27 protein-coding genes are annotated in these 26,389 nt (G+C 71.3%); 16 read left to right on the top strand and 11 right to left on the bottom strand.

Annotation, left to right across the window (positions count from 1 at the left end; translation table 11 throughout):
• Window positions 1-76: 76 nt before the first annotated feature.
• Window positions 77-1,657 carry a hypothetical protein gene (locus NBT67_RS08210; RefSeq protein WP_251341232.1) on the bottom strand — a complete coding sequence of 527 codons (1,581 nt, stop codon included), beginning with the start codon at window positions 1,655-1,657 and terminating at the stop codon, window positions 77-79.
• A 132-nt stretch (window positions 1,658-1,789) separates the two neighbouring features.
• Entirely contained in the window at window positions 1,790-1,984 is a 195-nt protein-coding gene (locus tag NBT67_RS08205; RefSeq protein ID WP_049935367.1) for a cold-shock protein, read from the bottom strand.
• A 135-nt stretch (window positions 1,985-2,119) separates the two neighbouring features.
• Between NBT67_RS08205 and NBT67_RS08200 the strand changes: the two genes are divergently transcribed.
• From NBT67_RS08200 to NBT67_RS08190, 3 genes are all read left to right on the top strand, one after another.
• Window positions 2,120-3,745 (top strand): histidine kinase N-terminal 7TM domain-containing protein, encoded by a 1,626-nt coding sequence (locus tag NBT67_RS08200; RefSeq protein ID WP_251341231.1) that lies wholly within the window; start codon window positions 2,120-2,122, stop codon window positions 3,743-3,745.
• 24 nt (window positions 3,746-3,769) lie between these two features.
• Window positions 3,770-4,522: a DUF429 domain-containing protein gene (locus NBT67_RS08195; protein WP_251341230.1), complete on the top strand. Its 753-nt coding sequence runs from the start codon at window positions 3,770-3,772 to the stop codon at window positions 4,520-4,522.
• Window positions 4,523-4,598: 76 nt separating this feature from the next.
• A complete protein-coding gene (locus NBT67_RS08190) occupies window positions 4,599-4,949 on the top strand; it encodes a hypothetical protein (protein ID WP_251341229.1) in 351 nt (116 codons plus the stop codon).
• Here NBT67_RS08190 and NBT67_RS08185 read toward each other — a convergent pair.
• From NBT67_RS08185 to NBT67_RS08170, 4 genes are all read right to left on the bottom strand, one after another.
• Window positions 4,946-5,716: an HFX_2341 family transcriptional regulator domain-containing protein gene (locus NBT67_RS08185; protein ID WP_251341228.1), complete on the bottom strand. Its 771-nt coding sequence runs from the start codon at window positions 5,714-5,716 to the stop codon at window positions 4,946-4,948. The two genes, NBT67_RS08190 and NBT67_RS08185, sit on opposite strands and share 4 nt — an antisense overlap.
• Before the next feature lie 240 nt (window positions 5,717-5,956).
• Window positions 5,957-7,231 (bottom strand): phosphopyruvate hydratase, encoded by a 1,275-nt coding sequence (eno, locus tag NBT67_RS08180; RefSeq protein ID WP_251341227.1) that lies wholly within the window; start codon window positions 7,229-7,231, stop codon window positions 5,957-5,959.
• On the bottom strand, window positions 7,228-8,256 hold the full coding sequence (locus NBT67_RS08175) for a phosphotransferase family protein (protein ID WP_251341226.1): 1,029 nt from the start codon (window positions 8,254-8,256) through the stop codon (window positions 7,228-7,230). The genes eno and NBT67_RS08175 overlap by 4 nt, the downstream gene beginning before the upstream one ends.
• A 72-nt stretch (window positions 8,257-8,328) precedes the next feature.
• Window positions 8,329-8,892: a DUF8173 domain-containing protein gene (locus NBT67_RS08170; RefSeq protein ID WP_251341225.1), complete on the bottom strand. Its 564-nt coding sequence runs from the start codon at window positions 8,890-8,892 to the stop codon at window positions 8,329-8,331.
• 92 nt (window positions 8,893-8,984) lie between these two features.
• Here NBT67_RS08170 and NBT67_RS08165 point away from each other — a divergent pair, with 92 nt between their 5' ends.
• Window positions 8,985-9,725: a 4-phosphopantoate--beta-alanine ligase gene (locus tag NBT67_RS08165; protein WP_251341224.1), complete on the top strand. Its 741-nt coding sequence runs from the start codon at window positions 8,985-8,987 to the stop codon at window positions 9,723-9,725.
• A gap of 127 nt (window positions 9,726-9,852) precedes the next feature.
• Here NBT67_RS08165 and NBT67_RS08160 read toward each other — a convergent pair whose 3' ends face one another.
• Entirely contained in the window at window positions 9,853-11,013 is a 1,161-nt protein-coding gene (locus NBT67_RS08160) for a pyridoxal phosphate-dependent aminotransferase (RefSeq protein ID WP_251341223.1), read from the bottom strand.
• Window positions 11,014-11,091: 78 nt separating this feature from the next.
• Between NBT67_RS08160 and NBT67_RS08155 the strand changes: the two genes are divergently transcribed.
• A complete protein-coding gene (locus tag NBT67_RS08155) occupies window positions 11,092-11,844 on the top strand; it encodes a class I SAM-dependent methyltransferase (RefSeq protein WP_251341222.1) in 753 nt (250 codons plus the stop codon).
• A gap of 30 nt (window positions 11,845-11,874) precedes the next feature.
• Here NBT67_RS08155 and NBT67_RS08150 read toward each other — a convergent pair whose 3' ends face one another.
• On the bottom strand, window positions 11,875-12,051 hold the full coding sequence (locus tag NBT67_RS08150) for a hypothetical protein (RefSeq protein ID WP_251341221.1): 177 nt from the start codon (window positions 12,049-12,051) through the stop codon (window positions 11,875-11,877).
• Between the two features lie 85 nt (window positions 12,052-12,136).
• Between NBT67_RS08150 and metG the strand changes: the two genes are divergently transcribed.
• The 10 genes from metG (at window position 12,137) to NBT67_RS08100 (ending at window position 22,163) form a co-directional block, all read left to right on the top strand.
• Window positions 12,137-14,224: a methionine--tRNA ligase gene (gene metG, locus NBT67_RS08145; protein ID WP_251341220.1), complete on the top strand. Its 2,088-nt coding sequence runs from the start codon at window positions 12,137-12,139 to the stop codon at window positions 14,222-14,224.
• 82 nt (window positions 14,225-14,306) lie between these two features.
• A complete protein-coding gene (gene pyk, locus NBT67_RS08140) occupies window positions 14,307-16,061 on the top strand; it encodes a pyruvate kinase (protein ID WP_251341219.1) in 1,755 nt (584 codons plus the stop codon).
• A 39-nt stretch (window positions 16,062-16,100) separates the two neighbouring features.
• Window positions 16,101-16,301, top strand: coding sequence for a DUF7312 domain-containing protein (locus NBT67_RS08135; RefSeq protein ID WP_251341218.1), 201 nt, complete (start codon window positions 16,101-16,103; stop codon window positions 16,299-16,301).
• A gap of 66 nt (window positions 16,302-16,367) precedes the next feature.
• Window positions 16,368-16,964, top strand: a complete 597-nt coding sequence (locus NBT67_RS08130) for an NfeD family protein (protein ID WP_251341217.1) — start codon at window positions 16,368-16,370, stop codon at window positions 16,962-16,964.
• A gap of 80 nt (window positions 16,965-17,044) precedes the next feature.
• Entirely contained in the window at window positions 17,045-17,569 is a 525-nt protein-coding gene (locus NBT67_RS08125) for a transcription factor (protein ID WP_251341216.1), read from the top strand.
• Window positions 17,569-18,234, top strand: a complete 666-nt coding sequence (locus tag NBT67_RS08120; RefSeq protein WP_251341215.1) for a DUF2110 family protein — start codon at window positions 17,569-17,571, stop codon at window positions 18,232-18,234. Before NBT67_RS08125 ends, NBT67_RS08120 begins: the two co-directional genes overlap by 1 nt.
• Window position 18,235: 1 nt before the next feature.
• Window positions 18,236-19,033, top strand: coding sequence for a DUF5803 family protein (locus NBT67_RS08115; protein WP_251341214.1), 798 nt, complete (start codon window positions 18,236-18,238; stop codon window positions 19,031-19,033).
• A 42-nt stretch (window positions 19,034-19,075) separates the two neighbouring features.
• On the top strand, window positions 19,076-19,807 hold the full coding sequence (locus NBT67_RS08110; protein WP_251341213.1) for a competence/damage-inducible protein A: 732 nt from the start codon (window positions 19,076-19,078) through the stop codon (window positions 19,805-19,807).
• Between the two features lie 185 nt (window positions 19,808-19,992).
• Window positions 19,993-21,051: an ATP-NAD kinase family protein gene (locus NBT67_RS08105; protein WP_251341212.1), complete on the top strand. Its 1,059-nt coding sequence runs from the start codon at window positions 19,993-19,995 to the stop codon at window positions 21,049-21,051.
• 80 nt (window positions 21,052-21,131) lie between these two features.
• Window positions 21,132-22,163, top strand: coding sequence for a phosphate signaling complex PhoU family protein (locus NBT67_RS08100; RefSeq protein WP_251341211.1), 1,032 nt, complete (start codon window positions 21,132-21,134; stop codon window positions 22,161-22,163).
• Window positions 22,164-22,173: 10 nt separating this feature from the next.
• On the opposite strand, the gene NBT67_RS08095 is transcribed toward NBT67_RS08100, so the two are convergent.
• A complete protein-coding gene (locus tag NBT67_RS08095; RefSeq protein ID WP_251341210.1) occupies window positions 22,174-23,463 on the bottom strand; it encodes an LEA type 2 family protein in 1,290 nt (429 codons plus the stop codon).
• 110 nt (window positions 23,464-23,573) lie between these two features.
• Here NBT67_RS08095 and NBT67_RS08090 point away from each other — a divergent pair, with 110 nt between their 5' ends.
• Window positions 23,574-24,653: a phytoene/squalene synthase family protein gene (locus tag NBT67_RS08090; protein WP_251341209.1), complete on the top strand. Its 1,080-nt coding sequence runs from the start codon at window positions 23,574-23,576 to the stop codon at window positions 24,651-24,653.
• Here the strand turns inward: NBT67_RS08090 and NBT67_RS08085 are convergent.
• Window positions 24,650-24,931, bottom strand: coding sequence for a DNA-binding protein (locus NBT67_RS08085; protein WP_251341208.1), 282 nt, complete (start codon window positions 24,929-24,931; stop codon window positions 24,650-24,652). The two genes, NBT67_RS08090 and NBT67_RS08085, sit on opposite strands and share 4 nt — an antisense overlap.
• Before the next feature lie 2 nt (window positions 24,932-24,933).
• Window positions 24,934-26,343 carry a hypothetical protein gene (locus tag NBT67_RS08080; RefSeq protein WP_251341207.1) on the bottom strand — a complete coding sequence of 470 codons (1,410 nt, stop codon included), beginning with the start codon at window positions 26,341-26,343 and terminating at the stop codon, window positions 24,934-24,936.
• Between the last annotated feature and the right edge of the window lie 46 nt (window positions 26,344-26,389).

Raw genomic sequence — 26,389 nt, 5'->3', positions numbered from 1 at the left:
ATCACCTCCTCGTCAGGTAGGTGCCGCCGTCGGAAAACCGCTGTGGCGAACGGGATCCGCGGGAGCGTCGACCCCATCAGCGACGGCGGCCCACGGCACCGAGGCCGAGGACGAACAATGCTGCGACCGGAACGATCGGTACGTCGAACGGCCCCACGAACGGCACGGGGACGGCGACGGACGCGCCGAGCACCGACGGCACCGGAACCGTCACGCCGACCAGGGGGACGGTCACCCCGCCGGCGTCGGGGGTCGGGGTCGGCGCGGGCGTCGCCGTCGGCGCAGCCGTGGCGTCGGGAGTCGGGGTCGGCGCGGGCGTCGCCGTCGGCGCCGGTGTGGGCGTCGCCGTCGGCGTCTCGACCGTCAGCCGCCGGTCCAGCGTGGTGACGTGTTCGGTCCCCGAGGAGTCCATGACGCGCAACCGGACCGTCACCTGCCGACCCGCCGGCGCGTCGAGGTGCCGTTCGAAGGAGAGATCGGTGACGATGTCGCCGTCGTGCAGCGAGGCGATGTCCACCACCTCACCGGTGGCGGGGTCGACCGTCTCGACGCTCGCGGCGACGATTTCGCCGTCGGTCGCGACCCCTCTGGCGACGACCGTCGTCCCGTTGACGTACCGCGTCCCCCCGCGGTCGAAGCGAAGTTCGGGAACGACGGTCCGGCGGACGGTCACGGTCCGTTCGACGGTGTTCCCGGCGGTGTCGGTGGCGGTGACGACGACGGCGGTGACGCCCGGATGGAGGGAGACGTTCGAGTCGAACGTCGAGCGCTGGCGGGCGGGGTTCGGCCGGTCGATGGTCGGACGGAGCAGATAGGTCGTCCCGGAGTCGCCCTCGGGACTGAGCGAGACGCTCCGGAGCTGGCCGTTGTCGGACGCCCGGCCCCGGAGCCGGAGCGTCTCGGGCCCCCGCCGCACCGCCGAGAGGTTCGCGAGCGTCGGCGGCGCGGTGTCCTGGACCGTGATCTGCACCCGGTGTTCCCGGACGTGGCCGAGCGCGTCGTGATACCTGGCGGTCACGTTGTTCGTCCCCATTCCCAGGAAGATCCGTTGCTCGAACGACCCGTTCAGATCCGACGCCGAGTAGGTTTCGCGGTCGACGCGCGTGTTCGACCCCACCTCGTACTCGACTTCGCGGACGATGCGCAGGTGGGTGACGCCGGTGACGTCCGTGAACTCGCCCGCGAGGGTGATTCGGGAGCGGTTCACCGTCGCCGTCTCCGGCGGCGGCGCGTAGGTGTCGGTCTCGAACGGCGCGGTGTAGGCGACGTAGGGCCGCTCGGCGTCCTTCGTCACCGTCACCTCGTGGGTGGTGACGTCGTCGGTCTTCACCACGACCGAGAGGGTGTGTTCGCCGCTCGCGAGGGCGAGGTCGATCGACCGGTCGAACGAGGTGGCGTTGGGCGAGAACCGCCGCTGGGTCGTCCCGTCGACGCGCACGGAGACGACGCGGATCGACCGATCGGCGTCGACGGTGACGCCGACGGTCGGATCGGTCTCGACCAGCGTGGCGTTGCCGTCGGCCACGGCCGTCCCGTCGACGGTGACGGTGATCGCCGGCGGCGTCTGGCCGGCCACTCCCGCGCCGGGGGCGAGCGAGCCCACCCCCACCGCGACGACCAGGGCGACGAGCGCGACTCGGCGGGCGGACGGGTCCATTCGTCGGGTCGTCGTCGTCCACGGGTTTCAACGTGCCGTTCGTGTTCTCAGGCCTGAGAATCGGCGGCGCCGCCGCTGGCGGCGGTAGTCACGCAAAAATCGTGGAAATCGGCGAGAAGTGCCGTCGTCGCCTTACAGGCGAACGACGTTGGTCGCGCGGGGACCCTTGGGGGAGTCCTCGATTTCGAATTCGAGTTCCTGTCCTTCTTCGAGGTCCGGGCCGCCCACGTCCTCCATGTGGAAGAACACGTCGTCGTCCGCGTCCTCAGTCTCGATAAAGCCGTAACCGCCAGTGTCGTTGAAGAAATCAACCGTACCAGTTGCCATTGCAATCGTACGGAGGCCCCCTCGACGCATAAGGCTTCCGTGAGTAGGCCACTCATGCCACGGCCGGCGGCCTTCCTGTACCGAAGGATTGGTTACCGCTCGATCCTACGGGGGGACAGAGCGTTGGTCGTCGGAGTGTCCGCCCCCGTCGCGTACGCCCTCGTGTTCACGATGGCGGCCGTGGGCTGTGTCGCCGGTGCCGTCCGCGCCCGTCGCGTCGAGGACGCCGCGACGCGCCGCGGTCTCGTCGCCCTGCTCGTCACGACGAGCGGCTGGGCCGCCTCCCACGCCGTCCTCCTCCTCCTGTCCGGTCGCTCCGCGAAGACCGCCGTCTATCTGCTCGGTCTCGTCCTCGGGTTCAGCACCGTCTTCGCCTGGCTCTACTTCTGCTCCGCGTACACCGGACGGAGCTACCACCGCCGGTCGACCTACCGGCGGGCCGCGGTCGCCCTGTATCTCGTCGTCGTCGCGGTGAAGCTCACGAACCCACTCCACCACCTCTATTTCACCACGGGGTTCGTCGCGTCGCCTTTCCCACATCTGGCGATCCGACAGGGGCTGTTTCACTGGATCGTGACGGGGCTCTCCTACACGCTCGCGACCGTCGGCATGTTCGCCCTGTTCGAGACGTTCCGGGAGGCCGACTACGACGCCCGCCCCCTCGCCGTTCTGGTCGGGCTCTCCGGCGCGCCGGTCGTCCTCGACATCGTCGGCTACGCGTCGCCGCTCCTGATCGACGTGATCCACGCCCCCCTCGGCGTGGCGGCCTTCGCCGTCGGGACGCTGTTCGTCTTCGAGGACCGCTTTTTCGCCGTTCAGCTCACCGACGGCGTCGAGGGGGCGACGATATTCCTCGACGACGACCGCCGCATCCGCGAGTTCAACGACGCGGCACGGCGGCTGTTCCCGGCTCTCGACGGCGCGGTCGGCGACCCGCTGGACGCGCTCCCGGCGGTGGCGGCGGCGCTCGACGACGATGACGGGGTCGTCGACGTCGAGGTCGAGGGCGAGCCCCGGCACTACGTGGTGACCGAGAACGCCTTCGACGTCGGCCAGGGCTCGCTCTCGCGGGTCGTCGTCTTCTCTGACGTGACCCGGATCGAGCGCCACCGCCGCGAACTCGAACGGCACGACCGGCAACTGGAGGACCTCGCGAGGGGGATGCGACACGAGCTCCGGAACGCGGTGACGGTCATCCGCGGCAACGTCCGCTCGGCGGCGGCGCGGCTCGACGCCGGCGAGGTGGCCGCGGCCCGGGAGGCGCTCCGGACCGCGACCGACACGACCGATCGGACCACGCGGCTGATGAACGACTTCGCGACGCTCGCGCAGTACGGTCAGACGGTGACCGACCCCGAGCCGGTCGACGTCCCCCGGGTGGCCCGGGCGGCCTGGGCGGGGACCGATCACGGCGACGCCGCCCTCGCCGTCGAGTGCGAGGGGTCGGTGCCGGCCGATCCGGCCCGGTTCGAGGTGCTCCTCGAGCGGGCGTTCGAGTTCTTCCTCGACAGCGGCGCGACGTCGGTGGTCGTCGACCGGCGGGACGGCGACCTGACGATCACCGGCGACGGCGACCCGCCGACGGGCGACCCGGAGCAGTACTTCGAGTACGGGGACGCGGCGGGCCACGGGGCGGTCGGCACCGCTCTCCCGATGGTCCGGACGCTCGCCCAAGTTCACGGCTGGGGCGCGACCGTCGACCCCGACTATCGGGACGGCGTCAGGATCGTCCTCACGCTCTCGGAGGCGACTGGTTTTTAGGTCGGCACCGACTGGTCTCGGGTGATGAGCGACGACCCGCTGTACGTCGGCGCGGACGTGAGTTCGGGGTCGTGGGTCGCCGTCGCGTTCGGCGTCGGGGAGTTCGATCACGCCGCCGTCTTCGAGGAGGTCGGCGACCTCTGGCTCCGGTACGAGGAGCGCGCCGAGCGGATCCTGCTCGACGTCCCCATCGGCCTGATCGAGGAGGGCTCGACGGGACGGGCGTGTGAACGGCTCGCCCGGGAGGTGCTCGGGCCGAGGCGGTCGGCGGTGTTCACGCCGCCGGTCCGGGAGGCGACGCGCAAGCGCCGCTACCCCGCGGCCAAGCGTGTCAACGAACGCAAGACGGGCACGGGCCTCACGAAACAGGCCTTCGCCATCAGCGACGACATCGCCGCGGTCGACGAACTGCTGCAGGAACTGCCGGAGGCCCGCGAGGTGATCGCCGAGGCTCACCCCGAGGTGTGCTTTCGCGCCTTCGCCGACGAGCCCCTGGAGTACTCGAAGCTGACCGCCGGCGGCTACGCCGAGCGGATGCGCACGCTCGCCGAGTTCGACCGCGACGCCCCTCCGGTGGTGCAGTCGGCCGCGGAGGCGACCGGCGGCGCGGAGGTCGGCGTCGACGACGTCCTCGACGCCGTGGCGCTCGCCTACACGGCCCGTCCGGGACCGGGCGAACTGCGGACCCTCCCTCCGGAGCCCGAGACCGACGCGACCGGGCTGCCGATGCGGATGGTGTACCGGTCGACCGCGCCGCTCGTCGACGCCGACGAGTGACGGCCGTCGGCGTCCAGCCGTCCGCCCCCGGACGCGCCTCGAAAGGTAGTTGAGGGGAGACGTTCAGGTGACACGTATGTCCGACCGGCTCGACTCGACGACGCTCGTCCAGCGACTCACCCTGCTCGGCATCGCACGCCTGTCGGACGCGGGAGAGACGCCGGCCCACGCCGGCGAAATCGCCCGCGTCTGTGCCGAGGAAGCCACCGACGTCGAGGACGTGGTTGGCTCCGTCTCCGAGGCCGACGTGACCCGCGCACTCAACGAACTCGACGCCGCGGAGCACGTCCGGACGGCGGACGACGGCGAGCGGTCGCCCGTCGGCAAGGGGCGACCCGCGTACGAACTCGCACACGAGACGACGACGCTGGTCGAGGCCTTCGGCGACGACGACCGGCTTCGACGGGTCGTCGAGCGGCTGGACTAATCGAGGACGTAGCCGAACGCCCGGCGGGCGTTCCGTCCGGCCTCCGTCGCCCGCACCCGCCGGGTCGTCCCGGCGGCCTCGACGGTCACGAACTCCCGCTCCCGGAGCGGGTCGACGACGTGCCGTCGGAGTCGCGCGTACGCCTGTTTCGTCGGTTTTCCCGACCCGTCGAACGGTCGGTCGCAGTCCCGGATGAACGGGAGGTCGCGGTCGGCGCCGAAGCGGATCAGCGCCTTCTTCGAGCAGGCTCCCTCCTCGACGAGTCGGTCCAGTACCGCGATCTGCTGGCGGTCGGGGCGGTCCATGGGATACGTCGGGAGATCGATGGCGAGTTCCATCCCGTACCCCACCGGTTCGGTCCCCGAGGCGTAGCGCTCGGCGCGGACGTAGTAGGGATGGGCGGCCCCGGTCACCATGCACGCGATCATGCCGCCGATGGCGGTGATCTTGCTCCCCGTCGCGAGGTTGACGTACACCTCGTTGGCGACGTCGTCCTCGCCGTCGGGGGTCGCCTCGTCGGTCGCGATCTCCGCGACGACCGCGATGGAGTCGTAGAGGTCGAACAGCGCACACTCCCGGCGCTCGACGTCGATGCCCGCCGAGTCGAGATCGGCGAGTACGTCCTCGTGGTACGCCGGGCGCTCGATGTCGTCGGCGATCCAGTCGAGCAGGATCACCCGGTCGGCCCGGTACTCGACTGCCGGTTCGACGATCCGGTCGTGTTCGAACCCGAGCGGCATCACGTGGACGCGTTCTGCGACGTTCATTCACCGATCCCGACGACACGCGTCGAGTTCTAAGTAACGATAGTATCGTGAGTAACGGCAAAATATCCAACTATCCCCGTCCGGAAGCCGTGGGCGTACACCGCCTCGCGGTGTACCGGGGGCGCGGCGCTGGGGGATGGCCGGACGGTGCGTCGCGGTTCGGCGACGGGGTGCCTCGACCGTTCGCGCGGGACCTCGGGGGGTGTCGGCCCGCGGCGCACGCGGACCCCGTCCGAGGGGTCAGAGCCGGGGGGACAGTGCCGCCGCTCCCGCGAAGCCGCCGCCGTGTCGCCGGTCGATCTCGAGCAGTCGGTTGTACTTGGCGAGACGCTCCGACCGGGCGAGCGATCCGATCTTGATCTGCCCGGCGTCCAGCGCGACGGCGAGGTCAGCGATGGTCGAATCGCAGGTCTCGCCGGAGCGCGCGGAGACGACGGGCGCCCAGCCCGCGTCCACCGCGCGCTCGAGGACCCGCCGCGTCCGGGTGATCGTCCCCGCCTGGTTCGGCTTGATCAGCGCGGCGTTGGCGGCGCCGGCGTCGACCGCCCGGTCGAGGCGGGCGGCGTTCGTCGCCAGCAGGTCGTCGCCGAGCAACTGCACCCGGTCGCCGACGCGGTCGGCCAGTCGCTCCCAGCCGCGCCAGTCGTCCTCGGCGAGCGGGTCCTCGACCGAGCGCACGGGGTGGTCGTCGATCCAGCCCGCCACGCGGTCGATCATCGCCTCGCGGGACAGCGCCTCGCCGGGGAGCGCGTACCGCTCCCGATCCGGATCGTAGAAGTGCGTCGCCGCCACGTCGACGGCGATGGCGACGTCCGACCCCGGGTCGTGGCCGGCGTCACGGACGGCGTCGACCAGGAGGTCGAAGGCGGCGTCCGCGTCGGCGACGGGGGGGACGAACCCGCCCTCGTCTGCGACCGGGGGCGGGTGGTCGCCGTCGCCGATCCGCCGGCCGGCCGCCCGGCGCACCGCCCACGCCGTCTCCAGCGCCTCGGGGTAGGTGTCCGCTCCCACGGGCACGGCGAGGAAATCCTGGATCGGCAGGTCGGCCGCCGCGTGGAGGCCGCCACTCAGGACGTTGACCATGGGCAGCGGGAGGGATCCGGGGCCGGCGTCGGGCGCCAGCGCCTCGTACAGCGGGCGGTCGGTCGCCGCGGCCGCGGCGCGCGCGACGGCGCCCGAGACGCCGAGGACGGCGTTGGCGCCGAGTCGGGAGAGGCTCTCGGTGCCGTCGCGGTCGACGAGGGCCTCGTCGATCCCGCGCTGGTCGGTCGCAGGGCGCCCGACGACCACGGGGGCGAGTTCGTCGCGGACCGCCGCGACGGCGTCGCGCACCCCGCGGCCGCCGTAGCGGTCGCCGCCGTCGCGGCGCTCGACGGCCTCGTGGGCGCCCGTACTCGCCCCCGCCGGGACGGTGAAGGTGCCCGCGCCGTCGGCCGTCTCGACCCGGACGCGAACCGTGGGCTCGCCCCGCGAGTCCAGTACCTCCCACGCGTCGACGCCCTCGATGTCGGTCATAGGGCCAGCGCCTCCTCGCGGGCCAGCGCCGCGAACCCGTCGAGGCGCCCGGCGTCGCCGCGGAGCGTCCGCTTTGCCACCCGGCGGAGGGCGTCGGCCACCGCCTCGCGCTCGACGTACTCGACGGGCGACTTGCCGTCGACGCGGGCCAGCATCAACACGGCGAGTTCCCGGACCGTCTCGCGTTCGATGTCCCAGTCGACCGCGGCGTCGTAGGCGTTCCAGAACCGGTCGGCGGCGTCGGCGTAGGCGGCGTGGTTCCCGTGGTTGTAGACGGACTTGATGTAGAGGTGGTTGAGCATGAACGCGGTGTCGAAGGCGGGGTCACCCCAGTGGGCCACCTCGAAGTCGAGGATCCAGGGGGTGGTCGCCCCGGAGCGGTCGACGAGGACGTTCTTCGGGCTGTAGTCGCCGTGGACGAGGGTGCGCTCGGTCCCCAGCACCCGGTCGATCTCCTCGCGGATGGCGTCGGCGACGTCGGGGTTCCGCCGTGCCGTGGCGCGGTGGTAGGGGTCGACGCGCAACTGGTCGAAGGGCCGTTTCTCCGCGAACGTCTCGCGCACCTCGGGGTCGTCGGCCGTCGCCGCGTGGACGGCGCCGAGGACGTCGCCGACGGCCGTCGCGACGCCGGCGTCGACCCGGCCGTCGAGCAGTTCCGCCTTCCACATCGTCGCGTCCGCGGGCGCGCACTCGATGGCGACGACGTGGTCGTCCGTCTCGCTCACGACGCCCGGGACGCGGGCCCGGACGCCCGAGTCGGCCAGCACCGACTCGTAGGTGCGGATGGCCGCCGCCTCGTTGTGGACGCGGTCGACGTCCGCGGGCCAGTCGTCCTCGACGGCGAGGTTCGGGAGCGGGCGCTTCACGACGACACAGTCGTCGTCCCAGGTCACCTGGTAGACGTGATTCGAGACGCCGCCGCCGAGCGAGCGCACGGTCGCGTCCGCGTCGGGCGGGACGACCCCGTGGCGCCGGCAGTGCTCGACGGCCGCGTCGGCCGTGAAGTCCGGGTCCTGGTCGGTCATTCGTCAGCCCCGAAACCCCCCGAACACTTCACGTTTGCTCCCGACCGTCCGGCCGGATACCGCCCTATCGGCTCACCCCTGCCACGAGGTGTAGAGGTCGCGCCCGACGACGCCGATGCCGACGAACCCGATCAGGGTGGTCGCGAGGTTGCCGAGGAGGGGAACCGCGGCGATCAGCGACAGCACCAGCGCGCCGGCGCCGACCGCGGCGGCGCCGACGTCGTCGGTGAGGACGCCCCCCAGCCAGCAGATGGTGACCGCGTTGCCGACGAGGCCGACGAGGGCCAGCGCGAGCAGTCCCGGGATGGTGATCACGAGCCCGATGATCGTGAACGCCACCAACACCAGGGCGATTGGCACGCCGATGCCGACGAGCAGCCCCCAGAGGAAGGCGCTTCCCGGGTCGTCGCGGACGTCGTCGACCATCCGCCGCGTGTACTCCGGCGCCAGGGCGAGGAGCAACCCGCCGAGGAGGAGATTGACGACGAACGCGCCGCCGAAGCGGGCGGCGAGTCGGAGGCCGAGGTCGAACTCGGTGGGAAGCGGGGACTGTGCGGTAGCGAGTCCCGCGAGCGAGAGCGCGGCGACGAGGACGGTCGCGGCGCTCCCGACGCGGGCGGATCGGGTGGAGGGCATCGTCCGTGGGGTCGGATGGGGGTGACTAACCGTTTGTGGATCGGCGTGTCCTGACCGGGGCGCTTTTACCCGGGCCAGCGTATCGAACGCGCATGGTCGAGGCCGAGATACCCGAGGACCACCCCCGTCACGACTCGCTGGTGACCCGCCACCGCATCGAGGCGGGCGTCGAGAAGGGCATCACCAGCAGGCAGGGCCTCATCGCACAGGGGCGCGGCGAGGCGTTCGACTACCTGCTCGGCGAGCGGACGCTCCCTTCGGCGGACGACGCGGCGCGGGCCGCCGCCGCCCACCTGTTGCTCGCCGATCGCCCCGTCGTCTCGGTGAACGGCAACGCCGCGGCGCTGGTGCCGGGGGACCTCGTCGCCCTCGCCGACGCCGTCGGCGCGGAGCTGGAGGTGAACCTGTTCAACCGTACCGACGAGCGGATGCGTGCCATCGCCGACCACCTCCGCGACCACGGCGCGAGCGAGGTGAAGGGGCTGGCGGCCGACGCGCGACTCCCGAATCTGGACCACGAGCGAGCGAAGGTGGACGCCGACGGCATCGCCGCCGCGGACGTCGTGCTAGTGCCGCTGGAGGACGGCGACCGGGCCGCGGCGCTCGCGGACCTCGGCAAGGTGGAGATCGTCGTCGACCTCAACCCCCTCTCGCGGTCGGCGCAGGTGGCGGACGTGCCGGTCGTCGACAACATCCTGCGGGCGATTCCGGCGATCACGGCCCACGCCCGCGACCTGGCCGACGCACCGCGCGAGGAACTCGAACGGATCGTGACCGAGTTCGACGCCGAGGCGACGCTCGCGGCCGCCGAGCGGGCGATCCGCGAGGGGTAGGATCGCTGGCGAAGACGGCCACCCGCTGGCGCGGGTCGGGTCGCCGCCGCACCTCGATCCGCTCGACCCAGTCCACTGGAAGCCGCGGCGTTCGGGGTCGGGTCCGTCGGCGGAGGATTCGGTCGCGCTACCGTGCGTCGTCGATGGCGCGTTCGAGGCGGTCGAAGCCGACTTCGAGGCGGTCGAGGCTGTTGGCGAAACTCAGGCGGAGCCAGCCGGCGCCCGCGTCGCCGAAGCCGTCGCCGGGGGCGAGGACGACGCCGTACTCCCGGAGGAGGTGTTCGGCCATCTCCAGGCTCGTTCCCGGGAGGTCCGGGTCGAGGAAGGCGTAGAAGGCGCCCTCCGGTCGGGGGCAGGAGAGGCCGTCGACGTCGGCGACGCGGTCGACGACGTAGTCGCGGCGCTCGCGGAAGGCGTCGTACATCTCCTGAGCGGCGTCCTGCGGCCCGGTCAGGGCCGCGAGGGCCGCGTGCTGGCTCACGCTCGGCGCACACGAGGTGGTCGACTCGTGGATCTTCGTCGCCTGATCGACGATGTCGGTCGTGCCCGCGAGCCACCCGACCCGCCACCCGGTCATGGCGTAGCGCTTCGAACAGGAGTTGACCGTGAGGACGTTCTCGGGGTTGCCCGTCATGGCGGCGACGCTCCGGGGGTCGTCCTCGTAGGAGAGGCCGAGATACACCTCGTCGGCGACGACGTAGGCGTCGTGGTCGGCGGCGGCGTCGACGACGGCACGGACCGTCTCGGGGTCGTACGTCCGGCCGGTGGGGTTGTTGGGCGAACAGAGGATCACCAGCGCCGTGTCGGGGCCGATGGCGTCGACGAGGCGGTCGGCGCTCAGATCGAACCCCGATTCGGCGGGCATGGGGACCGGCGTGGGCACGCCGTCGGCCATCCGGGTCTGGACCCAGTAGTTGGGGAAGCCGGGCGTCGGGAAGACCACCTCGTCACCGGGCGAGACGGTACAGAGCGCGGCGAGGTGCAGCGCCTCCATCCCGCCCGAGGTGACGATCACCTCGTCGGGGTCGGCCCGGACGCCGTAGTCCGCGGCCATGTGGTCGGCGATGGCGTCGCGGAGTTCCGGGTTGCCGGCGTTGGTGGTGTAACTGGTGTGCCCGTCCCGCGCCGCCCTGCAGGCGGCGTCGGTGACGTGCGCGGGCGTGTCGAAGTCGGGAATGCCCACCTCCAGTCGCACGAGGTCGTCGTCGACTTCCTCCGCGATGTCGAACATGTAGCGAATGCTCGATCGCTCGACTGAACGCACGCGGTCGGTCGGACCGAGGGTCATAGTCGGCGGTGGCCCGGCGGGAGCAAAAGGGGTTCGATCCCCGGTAGCTACATCCCGTCGCGGGTGGATGGCACTCCCGTGTCACTCCGACCGTACTTCTTCGGCGTCTACCACTGGCGGGAGCGACTCGCTCGGATCGTCGCCGCGGCGGCGCTCGTCGCGGCCGCCATCGCCGCCTTCCGCCGCGGCGGCCGGACGCTCCGCGCCGTCGCCGTGGGGGTCGGCGCCGGCGCGCTCTACCGCGGCGGCGACGCGACCCGCCGTCTGCTCTCGCCCCCGCCGTGGGCGCTCGACCGAGCGAAGTACGACGCGCTCGGATCGCTCCTCCCGCTGGCCGAGGGCGCCCGCGTCCTCGACGTGGGGTGTGGGACCGGGCGGTCGCTGGTCGGCCTCGCGCCGCACCTGCCGGACGACGCCACCGTGGTGGGCTGTGACGTCTTCGACGACCGGGTGATCCTCGGCAACGGGCCGGCGCTGGCCCGTCGCAACGGCGCCGTCGCCGGCGTCGACGTGTCGCCGGTCGCGGGCGACGCCGCCCGTCTCCCCGTTGCCGACGGGGCGTTCGACGCCGTCACCGCCTGCCGCGTACTCCACGACGTGCCCGAGGCCCACCGCGCGGACGCCGCCGCGGAACTCCGGCGGGTGTGTGCCGACGACGGGGTCGTGGGTCTGCTGGAACTGCCGATCACGCCCGACGGCGTGACCGACCACGAGGCGTACTGGCGCGGGTGTCTGGAGGACGCCGGCCTCGTCGTCGACCGGGTGGCGACCGTCGAGCGACGGCGCCGACCGGGGGAGCCGTACGTCGCCATCGCGGCGACGCCGCGCTGATCGCGAGGGAGCCGTCGCGTTCCCGCCCGGCTACCCGCGCAGCCAGTCGCTCCGGTACAGGGACCCGGCGACGGCGGCGGTACAGCCGAGCGAGAGCACGAACGCGACGGTGCCCGTTGGATCCGGAACGAACAGCGCACCGAGGACGCTCCCCGCGAGTGCGCCACAGACCAGACAGACCGGACCGCGGACCGATGGTGGGGCCACGGTCGGTCCCCTGTCCGTCCGCGTACGTAGGTCCGTCGCACGCGGAACCGGCGGGCTTTAGGGTTCCATCCTCCAGTGAACACGTATGAGTCACGAGGAGTTCCCCACGGATCGACCGGCGGTGGTGACCTGTGGGTTGCCCTACGCCAACGGCGACCTGCACATCGGCCACCTGCGAACGTACGTCGGCGGGGACGTCTACGCCCGCGCCCTGCGCAAACTCGGTCAGGAGACGGCCTTCGTCTCCGGGTCGGACATGCACGGCACCCCCGTCGCGGTCAACGCCGAGGAGGCGGGCGTCTCCCCCGAGGAGTTCGCCCTCGACTGGCACGAGGCCTACGAGGCGACGTTCCCGAAGTTCGGCGTCGACTTCGACAACTACGGCCACACCCACGACGCGACGAACGTCGAGTTGACGACCGAAATCGTGGAGGCGCTGGACGCGAACGGTCACATCTACGAGAAGGAGATCATGGTGGCCTACGATCCCGCCGAGGATCAGTCGCTCCCCGACCGGTACGTCGAGGGGACCTGCCCCTACTGCGGGGCGCGGGCCCGCGGCGACGAGTGCGACGAGGGCTGTGGTCGCCACCTCGAACCCGGCGAGATCGAGGACCCCCGGAGCACCATCACCGGCAATCCGGCGGAGTACCGCGAGCAGACCCACAAGTTCTTCCGCGTCTCGGCGTTCCAGGACTACCTCTCCGAGTTCATCGACCGCCTCGAAGGCACCGCGAACGCGAAGAACCAGCCCCGCGAGTGGATCGAGGGGGAACTCCGCGACTGGTGTATCACCCGCGACATGGACTGGGGGATCGACTACCCCGGCGAGGAGGACCTCGTCCTCTACGTCTGGGTCGACGCCCCCATCGAGTACGTCTCCTCGACGAAGCAGTACAGCGAGCGCGTCGGTCCCGGCGTCTTCGACTGGGAGGAGGCGTGGAAGGACGACGGCGAGGTGGTCCACGTGATCGGCCGCGACATCATCCAGCACCACACCGTCTTCTGGCCCGCCATGTTGCGCGGCGCCGACTACGGCGAACCCCGCGCGGTCATGGCGAGCGGGTTCATCACCCTCAACGGCAAGGGCTTCTCCACCTCGCGGAACCGCGCCGTCTGGGCCGACGAGTACCTCGACGAGGGGTTCGATCCGGACCTCCTCCGCTACTACCTCGCGACCAACGGCGGCTTCCAGCAGGACGTGGACTTCTCGTGGGAGCGCTTCCGCGAGCGCGTCAACAACGAACTCGTCGGGACGGTGGGCAACTTCGCGTACCGCTCCCTGCTTTTCGCCCACCGAGAGTTCGGCGGGACGCCCGACGCGGACCTCTCGCCCGAGGTTCGCGACCGGATCGAGGAGGCGATCGACGACTTCACCGCCGCCGTCAACGACTACTCGGTGCGGGACGCGGGCGACGCCGCCGTCTCGCTCGCGGCCTTCGGCAACGAGTACATCCAGCAAAACGAGCCGTGGAACCTCGTCGACGACGACCCCGAGGCGGCGGCGCGGGTACTCCGGGACTGCGTGCAGGTCTCGAAGGCCGTCGCCGTCCTCTTTGCCCCCGTCGCGCCCGGAACCTGCGAGCGCCTGTGGTCGCAGGTCGGCGGCGAGGGGTCGGTCCACGACGTGACCGTCGACGCCGCGCTCGAACCTCCCGCGGCCGAGTTCGGCGAACCCGACGAACTCTACGAGAAGATCCCCGAGGAGCGGGTCGAGGAGCTCAACGCGAAGCTCCAGGAGCGCGTCGAGGCCGCCGAGGAGGGAAGCGAGGCGGCGGACGCCGCCGCCGAGGGCGCCGACGAGGAGGACGCGGAGGACGCGGAGGACGCGGAGGACCTCGAACCCCTCGAGCCCGACCGGATCGGGTTCGAGGAGTTCCAGGACCTCGACATGCGGGTCGGGGAGGTCGTCTCGGCCGAGGGGATCGAGGGCGCGGACAAACTCGCCCGCCTCGTCGTCGACATCGGCGTCGAGGAGCGACAGATCGTCGCCGGCATCAAGCAGCTCCACGACCTCGACTCGCTGCCGGGGACCCGGGTGATCGTGCTGGCGAACCTGGAGCGGGCGGAACTGTTCGGCGTCGAGTCCAACGGGATGGTGCTCGCTGCGGGCGAGGAGGCCGATCTGCTGACGACGGTCGCGGACGCGGTGCCCGGCGAGCGGGTGCGGTAGCCGGCCGCCGCCCCCGACGCCGAGTCTCGCCCCCGACTTCCGATGAACCCTCTTTTTGACCCGTGGCCCTGAAGGGAGGGGCATGCGACGGGCAAAGATCGTCTGCACGCTGGGTCCCGCCTCCGACGACCGGTCGACGATCCGCGAACTCGCGGACGCGGGGATGTCCGTGGCGCGCCTCAACGCGAGTCACGGCACCCCCGAGGACCGCGCGGCGGTGATAGAGCGGGTCCACGCGGTCGACGCCGCCATCGACGACCCGCTCTCGGTGATGCTCGACCTCCAGGGACCGGAGGTCCGGACCGCGCCCCTCGAGGACCCCATCGACCTGCCGACCGACTCGACGGTTCGGTTCGTCGAGGGGGACACGGCGACGCCGGAGGAGATCGGCCTCTCTTACTCCCTCGGCGCCGTCGACGCCGGCGACCGCGTCCTCCTCGACGACGGCCGGATCGAGACGCGGGTCGAGGAGGTCGACGGGGACGTCGTCACCGCCCGGGTCGTCTCGGGCGGCGAACTCGGGAGCCGCAAGGGGGTGAACGTCCCCGGCGTCGAACTCGACTTCGACGTGGTGACCGAGGGGGACCGCCGCGACATCGAGGTCGCGGTCGAGGGCGAGGCGGACTTCGTGGCGGCGAGTTTCGTCCGCGACGCCGACGACGTCCTCGCCGTGACCGACGCCATCGAGAACCTCGGCGGCGACATCCCGGTCGTCTCGAAGATCGAGCGGGCGGGCGCGGTCGAGAACATCGACGAGATCGTCGAGGCCTCCTACGGCGTGATGGTCGCCCGCGGCGACCTGGGCGTGGAGTGCCCGCTGGAGGACGTCCCGATGGTGCAAAAGCGGATCATCCACAGCGCCCAGGACGCGGGCGTGCCGGTCATCACCGCGACGGAGATGCTGGACTCGATGGTCACCTCCCGGCGGCCGACCCGCGCGGAGGCCTCCGACGTCGCGAACGCCGTCCTCGACGGCACCGACGCGGTGATGCTCTCCGGGGAGACGGCCATCGGCGACCACCCCGTTCGGGTCGTCGAGACGATGGACCGCATCGTCCGCCAGGTGGAGGCGAGCGACGAGTACGTCGAGACGACCGAGGGGCGGGTGCCCGCGGCGGCCGAGGGGTCCCAGACCGAGGCGCTGGCGCGGGCGGCGCGGTATCTCGCCCGCGACCTCGGTGCCGCGGCCATCGTCGCCGTCTCGGAGTCGGGGTACACGGCGCGGGTGACCTCGAAGTTCCGGCCGAACGTCCCCGTCGTCGCGACGACGCCGCGCGACCGCGTGCGCCGACAGCTCGCGCTCTCGTGGGGCGTCGACGCCCAGTACGCCGCCTACCGCGAGGACATCGAGGGGATGATCGACGCCGCCGTCGACGCCGCCATCGACGCCGGCGCCGCCGAGAGCGGCGACACCGTCGTCGTCCTCTCGGGGATGATGACGGAACTGGAGGGGACCAACACCACGAACACCCTGAAGGTCCACGTCGCCTCCGAGACGGTCGCCACGGGGCGGAACGTGGTCAGCGGGCGCGTCGCCGGTCCCGTGTTCCGGTGTCCGGACGGCGACCTCTCGGACGCCCCGGCGGGCGCCATCGTCGTCCTCCCGGCGGATTTCGACGGGCAGTTCTCGGGCGACACCGGCCGCATCGGCGGCATCGTCGACGCCCGGCCGGGCATGACGAGCTACGCCGCCATGATCGCACGGGAGCGCGGCGTGCCGATGGTCAGCGGGGCGCCGCTGCCCGACGAGGTGGCCGAGGGCACGACGGTGACGGTCCACGCCGACCGCGGCGTCGTCTACGACGGCGACGTGACGCCGCGGGAACACCAGCGGTAGGCCGGTATCCCTTTCCGTGGGCGCCCGCTACCGGGAGGTATGAGCGCACTCTCGGAGGAGGACCGCGACGACGACGAGTCCCAGTGGCGGTTCGCCGTCGACGAGGTGGGCGAGGACGCCGAAACGCCCGGTTCGGAGCCCATCGAGCCCGGCACGCCCACGCTCGAGAACAGCCTCTTCGTCCTGGTCGGCGTGACGCTCTCCTTGCTGATCTTCTACGTCGCCCTCGGGAGCCTGTGAGGCCGCTCGGTCGAGCGGTCGTCGTCGAGCCGGTAGTATAAACGCCCGCGGCCCCAAGGACGAAGCATGGTCGTCCCGACGAGCGTCCTCCAGGCGGGGATCGAACTCGGCCCCGAGACGCTGCCGCTGTTGCTGATCGTCGCGGGGCTCGGCCTCTCCATCGCGGAGGCGATGGCACCGGGAGCGCACTTCGCGGTCCTCGGGGTGGCCCTCCTGGGTGCCGGCATCGTGGGCTTGCTCCTCGGACCGGTCGCCGGCCCGCTCGTGCTCGCCGTCCTCGTCCTCCTGTTCGGGGGGCTGGCGCTCGCGGGGTACCGACGGTTCGACTTCTACGGCGACTCGGGCACCGGCCAGACCAGCGACTCCAGTTCGCTCCGCGGCCGGACGGGGCGGGTGACCGAGCGGGTGACCCCGCGAAGCGGCGAGGTGAAACTCGACCGCGGGGGGTTCAACCCCAACTACAGCGCCCGCTCGATGGACGGCGAGATTCCCGTGGGCGCGGAGGTGCTGGTGGTCGACCCCGGCGGCGGCAACGTCCTCACGGTCGCCTCCCTCGACGACGTGGAGGACGACATCGACGCCGAACTGGCGCGGGGGCGCGCGGAGGCGGCGGCCGAGTCGGAGGAGTCGCGCGAGCCCGACGAGGAGTCCGAGCGGGCGTGACCTCGGCCCGCGGTCAGCGTGGGCTCCCGCCGCCGGCCTGACCGTGGCGTTTAAATCGCCCCCGGTCCGAACGGGACACAATGGCTTTTGAGGAGCTGCTGAGCGATCCGGTGATCCAGAAGTACCTCCACGAACTCGTCGGCCCGACGGGGATGCCGGTCGCCGCCGCACCGCCGGACGGGGAGGTGACCGACGAGGAACTCGCCGAGGAACTGGGGCTCGAACTGAACGACGTTCGCCGCGCCCTCTTTATCCTCTACGAGAACGACCTCGCCAGTTACCGCCGCGTCCGCGACGAGGACTCGGGGTGGCTCACCTACCTCTGGACGTTCGAGTACGAGAACATCCCCGAGAACCTCGAAGAGGAGATGTACCGCCTCCTCGACGCCCTGGAGGAGCGACTGGAGTACGAGCGGACCCACGAGTTCTACCTCTCGGAGCCGGCGGGCATCCGCTTCGAGTTCAGCGAGGCGATGGAGTGTGACTTCCAGTGTCCGGAGACGGGTGCCCCGCTCGAACCGATGGACAACGACGACCTGATCGAGGCGACGGAGCGACGGATCGAGGAGCTTCGGAACGAACTCAACGTGGAACTCACTCGCTGATGGTCGTCCTCGCAACCAAATGTTACGTCGAGGGCGACGCGCGGGACCGGGCGCTCGACGGGATGACGGCCCTGGTCGACAACCTGATCGGTGACCTCGACGTCGAGTGGGAGGTGGGCGTCCGCCACGACGACTTCGTCTCGGTGACCGTCTCCGGCGACGACGCGGTGGCCGCGCGCAACGCCCTGGCCGAGGAGTGGGGGGCGATCGGCACGGGCTTCGAGGACGGCGAGACGTACGTCGGCACCCTCGAATCGTGGGACGACGAGGGGTTCGTCCTCGACGCGGGCGAGCGGATCCGGATCCCGGCCGCCGAACTCGGCCTGGGGCCGGGGTCGCCGGCACAGATCCGCGACCGGTTCGGCCTCGTCCAGCATCTCCCGATGCGCTTCGTCGCCGGCGACCCGCCGCGGCTGGCGGACGCGGAGCGCGACCGGCTGTACGAGTGGACGCGCGGGACCGGCCGCCTGAACGTCAACAGCGCGACCCGGGGCGAGGTGCGAGCGACGCTGAACCGCGCCGGTCACGCCCGCGACGTCGTCACCGTCGAACGGCTGGGCCTGCTCGAACAGAGCGTCGTCACCGCCGAGGGGACGGACCCGCCGGGGCTGCTCGCCAGCGTCGGCGAGTACCTGCCCGCGGAACTCAAGTGCGTCGTCCCCTGAGATGACCCGCCGTCACCTGCTCCCGCTCCTCGGGCTCGTGGCGCTCGTCCTCACCGCGGGGTGTGCCGGCCTCTTCGGCTCACAGCCCATCTCCGACGAGCAGTTGAACGAGGAGCCGCCGTCGCCGTACGTCTGGGACAGCGAGGTCGACGCCCACATCACGATCACGGAGAACGCGCGGTTTCAGGCGGTCTACCGGATGAACGACACCCGAATGGAGCTGTTCCGCCGCGACGGCTTCGGCGGTCGGAACGCCATCCCCGTCTCGGCGGTGCGGTACCGCTACCCCAACGGAACGGTCGTCACGGGGACCGAACTGGTCGCGCGCGGCGGGTCGATCAACCGGTCGCGCTCGCGAGTGGCGGTCAGCCTCCCCGACGACTCCCCGGACGGCGGGGGCGGACAGCTCGCGTTCACCTCCTCCAGTACGCCAAAGCGGTTCAGCCTCCCGACGTTCGTCGACGGCTCTTACGCCGTCGTGTTGCCGCCGGACCGCCGCGTCGAGGTGTTCCCGTTCGGGAAGGTGAGCCCCCGCGGCTACGAGGTGGTGACCGACGGCGACAGCCGGGTCGTCCGCTGGGACGACGTGACGGCGGACGCCGTCTCGGTGCAGTTCTACCTGCAGCGCGACCTGCTGATCTTCGGCGGGGCCGCCGCCGGACTGGCCGTCGTCGGCGCGGTCGGCGTCCTCTACTACAAGCGCCGCATCGAGGAACTCCGGGAGCAACGCGAGGAACTCGGCCTGGACGTGGACACCGACGACGAGTTCCGCGACGACCCGCCGCCCGGCATGGGCTGACCGGGCGCGACCCTTTTCACGTCCGGCCGTCTACCCCGGGTCATGCGAGTCGCGGTCGTCACCGTCGGCGACGAACTGCTCTCCGGGGACACGGTCGACACGAACGCCTCGTGGCTGTGTGACCGCCTCGACGACCGCGGGGTGTCGGTCGAGCGGATCACCACCGTCCCCGACCGGATCGCCGACATCGCCCGCGTGGTCAACGAGTACCGCGCGGAGTACGACGCGGTGATCGTCACCGGCGGCGTCGGCCCCACCCACGACGACGTGACGATGGACGGCGTCGCGGCGGCGTTCGGTCGGGAGGTGGCCCCCAACGAGGCGGCCGAGGCGTGGATCGACGACCACGGCGACTACACGGCCGCGGACCTGACCGAGGGGACGACCCACCTCCCGGCCGGCGCGCGGATGCTCCCGAACCCCGAAGGGGTGGCGCCGGGCGCGGCCCTCGACGCCGTCTACGTCCTGCCCGGCGTCCCCGACGAGATGAAGGCGATGTTCGAGACGGTCGCCGGGGAGTTCGAGGGCACCCGGCGACACGTCGAGGAGGTTCGGACGACGGAACCGGAGAGCGCGCTCATCGACCGTCTCGACGAGGTCCAGGAGCGGTTCGACGTGACCGTCGGGAGCTACCCCGGCGACTCGGTTCGGCTGAAGGTCATCGCCGCCGACGCGGGGACGGCCGGTGACGCGGCCGACTGGCTCCGCGACCGGGTCGACCTAGCGGCGCAGGTAGAGCAACCAGAGCAGGGTGACGCCGAGACTGGCGAGTAACACGACCGCACCGGTCGCCGCGATGGGGAGCGGTTCCCCGGACTGAAGCGGGAGCATGGCTGGACCTATCGACGGCAGTCGCTTAAACGTTCGTGGACGCCGCTGCGACGGTCGCCGTCGCGCGGGGACGACGACCGTCGATCCGTAGCCGCGACGCTTTTCACCGTGCCGGCGTAGGCCTCAGCATGCGACTCGGGTTCGTGGTCAACCCCATCGCGGGCATGGGCGGACGGGTCGGTCTGAAAGGAACCGACGGGAAGGTCGAGGAGGCACGCGCCCGGGGTGCCGACCCCCGCTCGCCGGACCGGGCGCGCCGGGCGCTCGAAGCCCTCGCCGACCGCGTCCCCGGCGCGACGGTCCTGACGTGGGGCGCGCCGATGGGCGCCGACCTAGCCCGCGAGGCGGGGGTCGACCCCGAGGTGCTGGGCGAGCCGGCAGGGGAGGAGACGACGGCGGCGGACACGCGGGCGGCGGTCGCGGCGTTTCTCGACGCCGGCGTCGACCTCGTCGTCTTCGTCGGCGGCGACGGCACCGCCGCGGACGTGGCCGACGCGCTGGAGGGGACCGAGACGCCGATGCTCGGGGTTCCGGGCGGCGTGAAGGTCTACTCCTCGGTCTTCGCCGTCTCGCCGGAGGACGCCGCCGACGTGGTCGCCTCCTTCGAGCGAACCGAGCGCCGCGAGGTGATGGACATCGACGAGGACGAGTACCGCGAGGGAGCCGTGAACCCGGAGCTTCGGGCGGTCGCGTGGGTGCCGGTCGGGGAGTCCCTGCAGTCCTCGAAACAGACCGGGAGCGGGAACGTCGAGTCGCTGGCCGAGGGGTTCGCCGACGGGGTGGAGGCGGGCGTGACGTACGTCCTCGGCCCCGGTAGCACGGTCGGCGCGATCAAGGACGCCCTCGGATTCGACGGGTCGCCGCTCGGCGTGGACGTGTGGCGCGACGGCGAGGTGCTCGCCCGGGACGCCACCGAGGACGAGATTCTGGCGTCGCTGGGCGACCGCAACGTGATCGTCGTCTCGCCCATCGGCGGCCAGGGGTTCGTCTTCGGCCGGGGGAACCCACAGCTCTCGCCGGCGGTGATCCGCCGGTGTGCGGTCGAGGTGGTCGCCTCGCGAGCGAAACTCGACGACATCGGACGGCTGCGGGTCGACACCGACGATCCGGAACTCGACGCGGAACTCCGCGGGTGGACGCGCGTGCGGGTCGGCCGCTTCGAGCGGCGCCTGATGGAAATCGCCTAAAATCGCCACACCTCAACATCTTTCATGGGGTATAATGTCGCATAGTGAAGATTAAGGTCTTCGGGGGAGGTATGTGTGGTATGGAAACCCGAAAAGTGCAACGACTGGGACCGTCGACGCTGGCGATGACGCTCCCGGCGGAGTGGGCGAAAGAACACAACGTCGAGAAGGGGGACGAGGTGTCGCTCCGGATGGGGGGCAAGGGGACGCTGACGGTGCTCCCGGAGTCGGCAAGCACCGAGGGCTCCGAGGCGACGATTCACGCGGACAACCTGGACTCGGGGGCGCTCGAACGCGCCATCGTCGCCCAGTACGTCCTCGGGCGGCGGGTCATCCACATCGAGAAGTCGGAGGGCGCCCTCGAAAGCGAGCACATCAACGCCGTCTACCGCGCCGAGACGCAGTTGATGGGTCTCGGCGTCATCGAGGAGACGCCCGAACGGATCGCGATCCGGTGTTCGGTCGACCCCGAGGACTTCACGCTCGACAACCTCCTCGAACGACTGGAGAACACCGGCAGCACCATGCGCGGCGAGTCGGTGAAGGCCCTGGCCCACGGCAACGCGGACCTGGCCGAGCGGGCGCTGAACCGCGAGCGTCAGGCGAACAAGATATTCGTCCTCCTGCTCCGCCTGATCTTCATGGCCTACCAGAACCCGAACCTCGCCCGGGCGGTCGGTCTCGAATCCGGGTTCCCCCTGATCGGTTACCGCTCGGTGGCGAAGAACCTCGAACTCACGGCCGACAACGCCGAGGACATCGGCAACATCGCGCTCGACGCGAAGAACAACACGCTCGACGTCGACAGTTCGACGATGCGGGCCGTCCGCGAGTTCACGGATCAGGTCGACGAGATCACCGCCACGGCGGTCGAGGCCGTCGTCGAACGCGACTACGACAAGGCCATCGCAGTCGGGCGGATGTTCGAGGAGATCAGCGACCGCGAGATGGAACTCATCCGCGGCCTGCCCGACATGCCGAAGGTCGAACTCCTCCGCACGCGCGAGGTGCTGGTGAGTCTTCAGCAGACCGCGCAGTACGCCATGCGAAACGCCGAAATCGCCGCGAACCTCGCGCTCAACGAGGAGTCGGAACACGTCACCATCGAGTGACGGCCCGCCCTCAACGCGTTCCCGCGACCGCTCCCGGCTCCTCGACGGAGAGCAGGCCGCCGTCGTCGTCCGTGGGCGTCGGCGTGGGGGTCGCGTCGTCCGTGGGCGTCGGCGTCGCGGTGTCCTCCCCGCCGTCGAGTGGACCGTCGTCGCCCGGAGTTGGAGTCGTCGTGCCGTCGTCGCCCGGAGTTGGAGTCGTCGTGCCGTCGTCGCCCGGAGTTGGAGTCGCCGTCCCGCCGTCGCTCGGGGTGGGCGTCGCGGTTCCGTCCCCGCCGAGGAGGCCGTCGTCGTCGTCGCTCGGTGTGGGCGTGGGCGTGGCCGTCCCATCGGGCGTGGCCGTCCCATCGGGCGTCGCCGTCCCGTTTCCGCCCGAGTCGTCGTCCGGCTTGTTGTCGAAGATGTCAGTCTCGATGGTCCGGGTGTAGGTCAGCGGGTCGAGCGGCACCTCCACCGTCCCCGTGGGGAGTTCGACCCGCGCCGAGAAGTCGATGCGGAGCTGCGTCACCTGTTCGTTCTCCAGGTGGCTCACCCACCACTCGTCGATGTGCTGGTTGTTCAGCGTCGTGGTCGCCTCGATGGTCCGGGTGCCGCCGGGCGGGATCACGCCCTGTCCCTCGGTGGTGCCGTTCCCCATCTCGACGCCGTTCATCCGCGCCCGGTAGCTCAGTTCCGAGACCGGCACCGCGTAGGAGTTGGGATTGTGGACGACGAAGCGCATGTCGATGTCCGTCGACGAGGCGCTGACATTCCCCCACTGCGCGCTGGTCTCGCGGATGACGAGGATCGGTCCCCCCGTCGGCGACGACCCGACGGGGCGGTCCTCGGTGGAGTTGAACGCCGAGATGATGTCGGTCTCGATGGTCCGGGACACCTTCGGCGCCCCGAAGGAGGTGCCGAGGAGCGACGAGTGGACGTCGGCGTTGACCGCGAGGGTCGTCCGCTCGCCGTTGCGGATGTGGCTCACCCACCACGTGGGGATGCGTTCGTTCGCGAGCCGCGTGGTCATCGGCACCGTCGACTGACCCTTGGGGATGGAGACGCCGTTCTTGACGCCGGTCGCCATCCGGATGCCGTTCATGTCGATGGCGTAGTCGACGGTGAGGCCTCCGAGACTGGCACCGACGGGGTTGGGGTTTTGCACGGTCAGGTTGCTCTCGACGACGGTGGTCGTCTCGTTGACGTCGCCGAACCGGTTGTCGATTCCCGAGACGGTGGGCTGGCTGAAGACGACGAAGGCAACCCCCGCGAGCAGGATCACGACCACGACACCGATCCCGGCGACCTGCTTGGTCGATGGCACACGGCGTGTCTCGGCTGGCCGGGACATACGACTTGTGGCTTCGCTCGCCGGGCGGCGGAGTCGCCCACGAGACTTTTTAACCCCTCGGTCGTAACCCGCAACCGCTCCGAATGTCTCGACACGCAGCCAGACCTCCCGGTGACGGAGCCGACCTCGACTGGTGCCACGAGGCGGTTCAGGGCGTCTCCCGAACGTTCGCGTTGACCGTCGACGTACTCGACGAACCGATGGCCTCGTACATCTGTGTCGGCTATCTCCTCTGTCGCGTCCCTGACACCGTCGAGGACGCCGACCACGTCCCGCCGGCCGAACAGGCTCGGCTCCTCCGCGAGTACGACCGCGTCCTCGATCCGACCGACGGGACGGACGCCGAGGCGTTCCGCGAGGCGGTCGACGAGTGGCTCCCGGCACCGGAGGACCGCTCCGACGACTGGGAGGTCGTCGCCAGCACGCCGCGGATCGTCCGGACCTTTCGCGGACTCCCCGAGGACGTCCGCGAGGCGGTCACGCCGCCCGCGCGGGAACTCGTCCAGGGGATGGCCATGTTCGTCGAGCGCTACGCCGACGAAGGGGGGCTCCGCATCCAGTCCCGCGAGGAACTGGAGGAGTACTGCTACTACGCCGCCGGAACCGTCGGCAACCTCGTCACCAACCTGTTGGCCCGTGGCGACCTCAGCGAGGGGCGGCGTGCCCGCCTCTACGACACCGCCGAGGAGTTCGGCCTGCTGTTGCAACTGGTCAACGTCGCCAAGGACGTCTACGACGACTACACCGAGGAGGACAACGTCTACCTGCCGGCGGAGTGGCTGGCCGCCGAGGGCGTCCCGCAGGAGGAGGTCGTCGCCCCGGAACACGAGTCCGGCGCGGCGGCGGTCGTCCGGCGCACCGCCCGCCACGCCCGCTCTTTCCTCGACGACGCCCAGACGTACCTCGAAACCGTCCCGACGACGGACGGCAACACCCTCGCGGCGTGGGCCATCCCCTTCCTGCTGGCGGTCGGGACGTTGCGCGAACTCCTCGCCCGGCCCGAGGACGCCCTCTCGGAGGCCGGCGTGAAGGTGTCGCGCAAGGAAGTGTTCGCCGTCGTCACGGAGATGACGGACACCGACACCGCCCGCGGCGCGCTCGACGACCTCCGGGAGGACATCGCCGGCCAGCCCTACCACCGGGCGCGTGGCGGGGCCGACTAGGTGACCACCGCGTAGGTCATCAGGAACCCGAAGTAGAGCGCGACGAGCGCCGCGAGCGCGAGCAGTCTGAACCGCCGGAGGTCCGCCTCCTCCTCTTCGCGCGCCGCCTCGAAGGCCTCCCGCTCCGCAGCCGACAGGTCGGACGGGTGACGGAGGCCACGGTGGAGCGCCAGATACTCCCCGCGGGCGAAGGGCCGGCCACACCGCTCACAGACGTGGGAGGCCGCGTCGGGCGGGGCGCGGGTGTCCGGATCGGTGTCGCTATTGCTGTCGGTCACGGTCACGAGGCGATGAACGGCGGCGGGACGTACGGTTCGGCGACGATCCAGAGGCTGAGCATGGTGTAACAGATCATGACGGCGGTCACGCCGTACTGGCTGCGGACGGCCTGTAGTCGGGAGGGGAACAGCTCGTAGGCCGTGGCGTGAGCGACCCAGACGGCCAGCAGGTGTCCCAGGAGGACGAAGGCGAGTTCGAGGCCGCCGAACCACGCCGGCAGGCCGGCCAGCTGTGGCGGCGACGGCGGGGGCGAGAGGGGGGCGGCGGCGACGGCGACGAGCGTCGGGGCGAGCACGAGCACCGAGCCGAGGTTGTGCGCTAGGTGGTAGCCGGCGGCGATGGGGAGCAGGGAGGGAGCGAACCGCCGCACGAGTTCGGCCGTCGAGAGGTAGGTGTCGGCGCGTCGCCGCCCGAGGCGGGCGGCAACCCGGTAGGCGAGATAGAACAGCCCCGCCCCGACGAGGTAAGCGCCCAGATACGCGAGCAGCGGCGGGACGCCGGCCCCGGCGACGGCCCGGACCCCGGTCGCCCAGGGCCCGGTGGCGACGAAGCCGTCGTACGTGGTGACGAAGAGGAGCGTGACGACGAAGGCGGCGTCGTCGCGGCCGTCGAGGGCCGTCCCGGGGAGAGCGCCGCCGGGGAGTCGCAGTCGGGGGCGGCCGTCCTCGACGCCGACGGGGGCGAGTCGGCCGTAGAGCCGGAACGCCCGGGCGAGGGGGTCGACCCGGTCGAACCAGGGATCCGGCCCGAAGACGGCGGCGCCGACGAGCGTCACGGCGGCGTAGCCCCCGACGACGGCCGCGAGGAGGCGCGCGTCGTCCGCGAGCGGCGCCGTGACTTCGACCCACACGAGGAGGAGGAGGGCGGCGACGCTCGGCCACGCCCCCAGACGCTCGGGGTAGGTGCGGTCGAGCGTGGGGAGCCGTTCCGCGACGGTTCGGAAGGGGTTGAGCGCCGGCCAGGAGTTCCCGAGCAGGTACGTCGAGGCGACGTAGCCGCCCCACCAGGCGACCCAGACGACCAGCACCGCGAGGTTGCGAACGCCCGTCGCGTCCTCGACGACGCCGACGGCGAGCGTGACGGCGAGGGCGACGACGCCGAGGAGGGCGACGAGGGCGCGGCCGAGTCGGCCCGGATCGGGGAGCGGTCGGGACCAGTCGTGGACGGCGGCGACGAGGCGCCGGTCGGTGACGAAACTGGCGAGCAGGAAGGAGACGCCGACGACGCCGCCGCCGGTGAGCAGGAACAGCCACGTGGGGATGGCGATGGGGTCGCGGGTCGCCCCCCGGAGCCCCCCGGTGTGGGCGGCGACGCGGCCGACGGGGAGCGCGAGGAGCCAGCAGGTCGCGAGGAGGACGGACGCGACGCGTGGTCGCCGGCGTCGTCCGCCGCGACGCGGGTCCCGGGCCATCGGTCGACGCTTGGGGTGTCCCCTCCGAGTAGCTTCCGGAACCGAT

The organism is Haloplanus sp. GDY1 (assembly GCF_023703775.1).
GTDB classification, from domain to species: domain Archaea; phylum Halobacteriota; class Halobacteria; order Halobacteriales; family Haloferacaceae; genus Haloplanus; species Haloplanus halophilus.
This window is presented reverse-complemented; position numbering and strand designations above follow the sequence as displayed.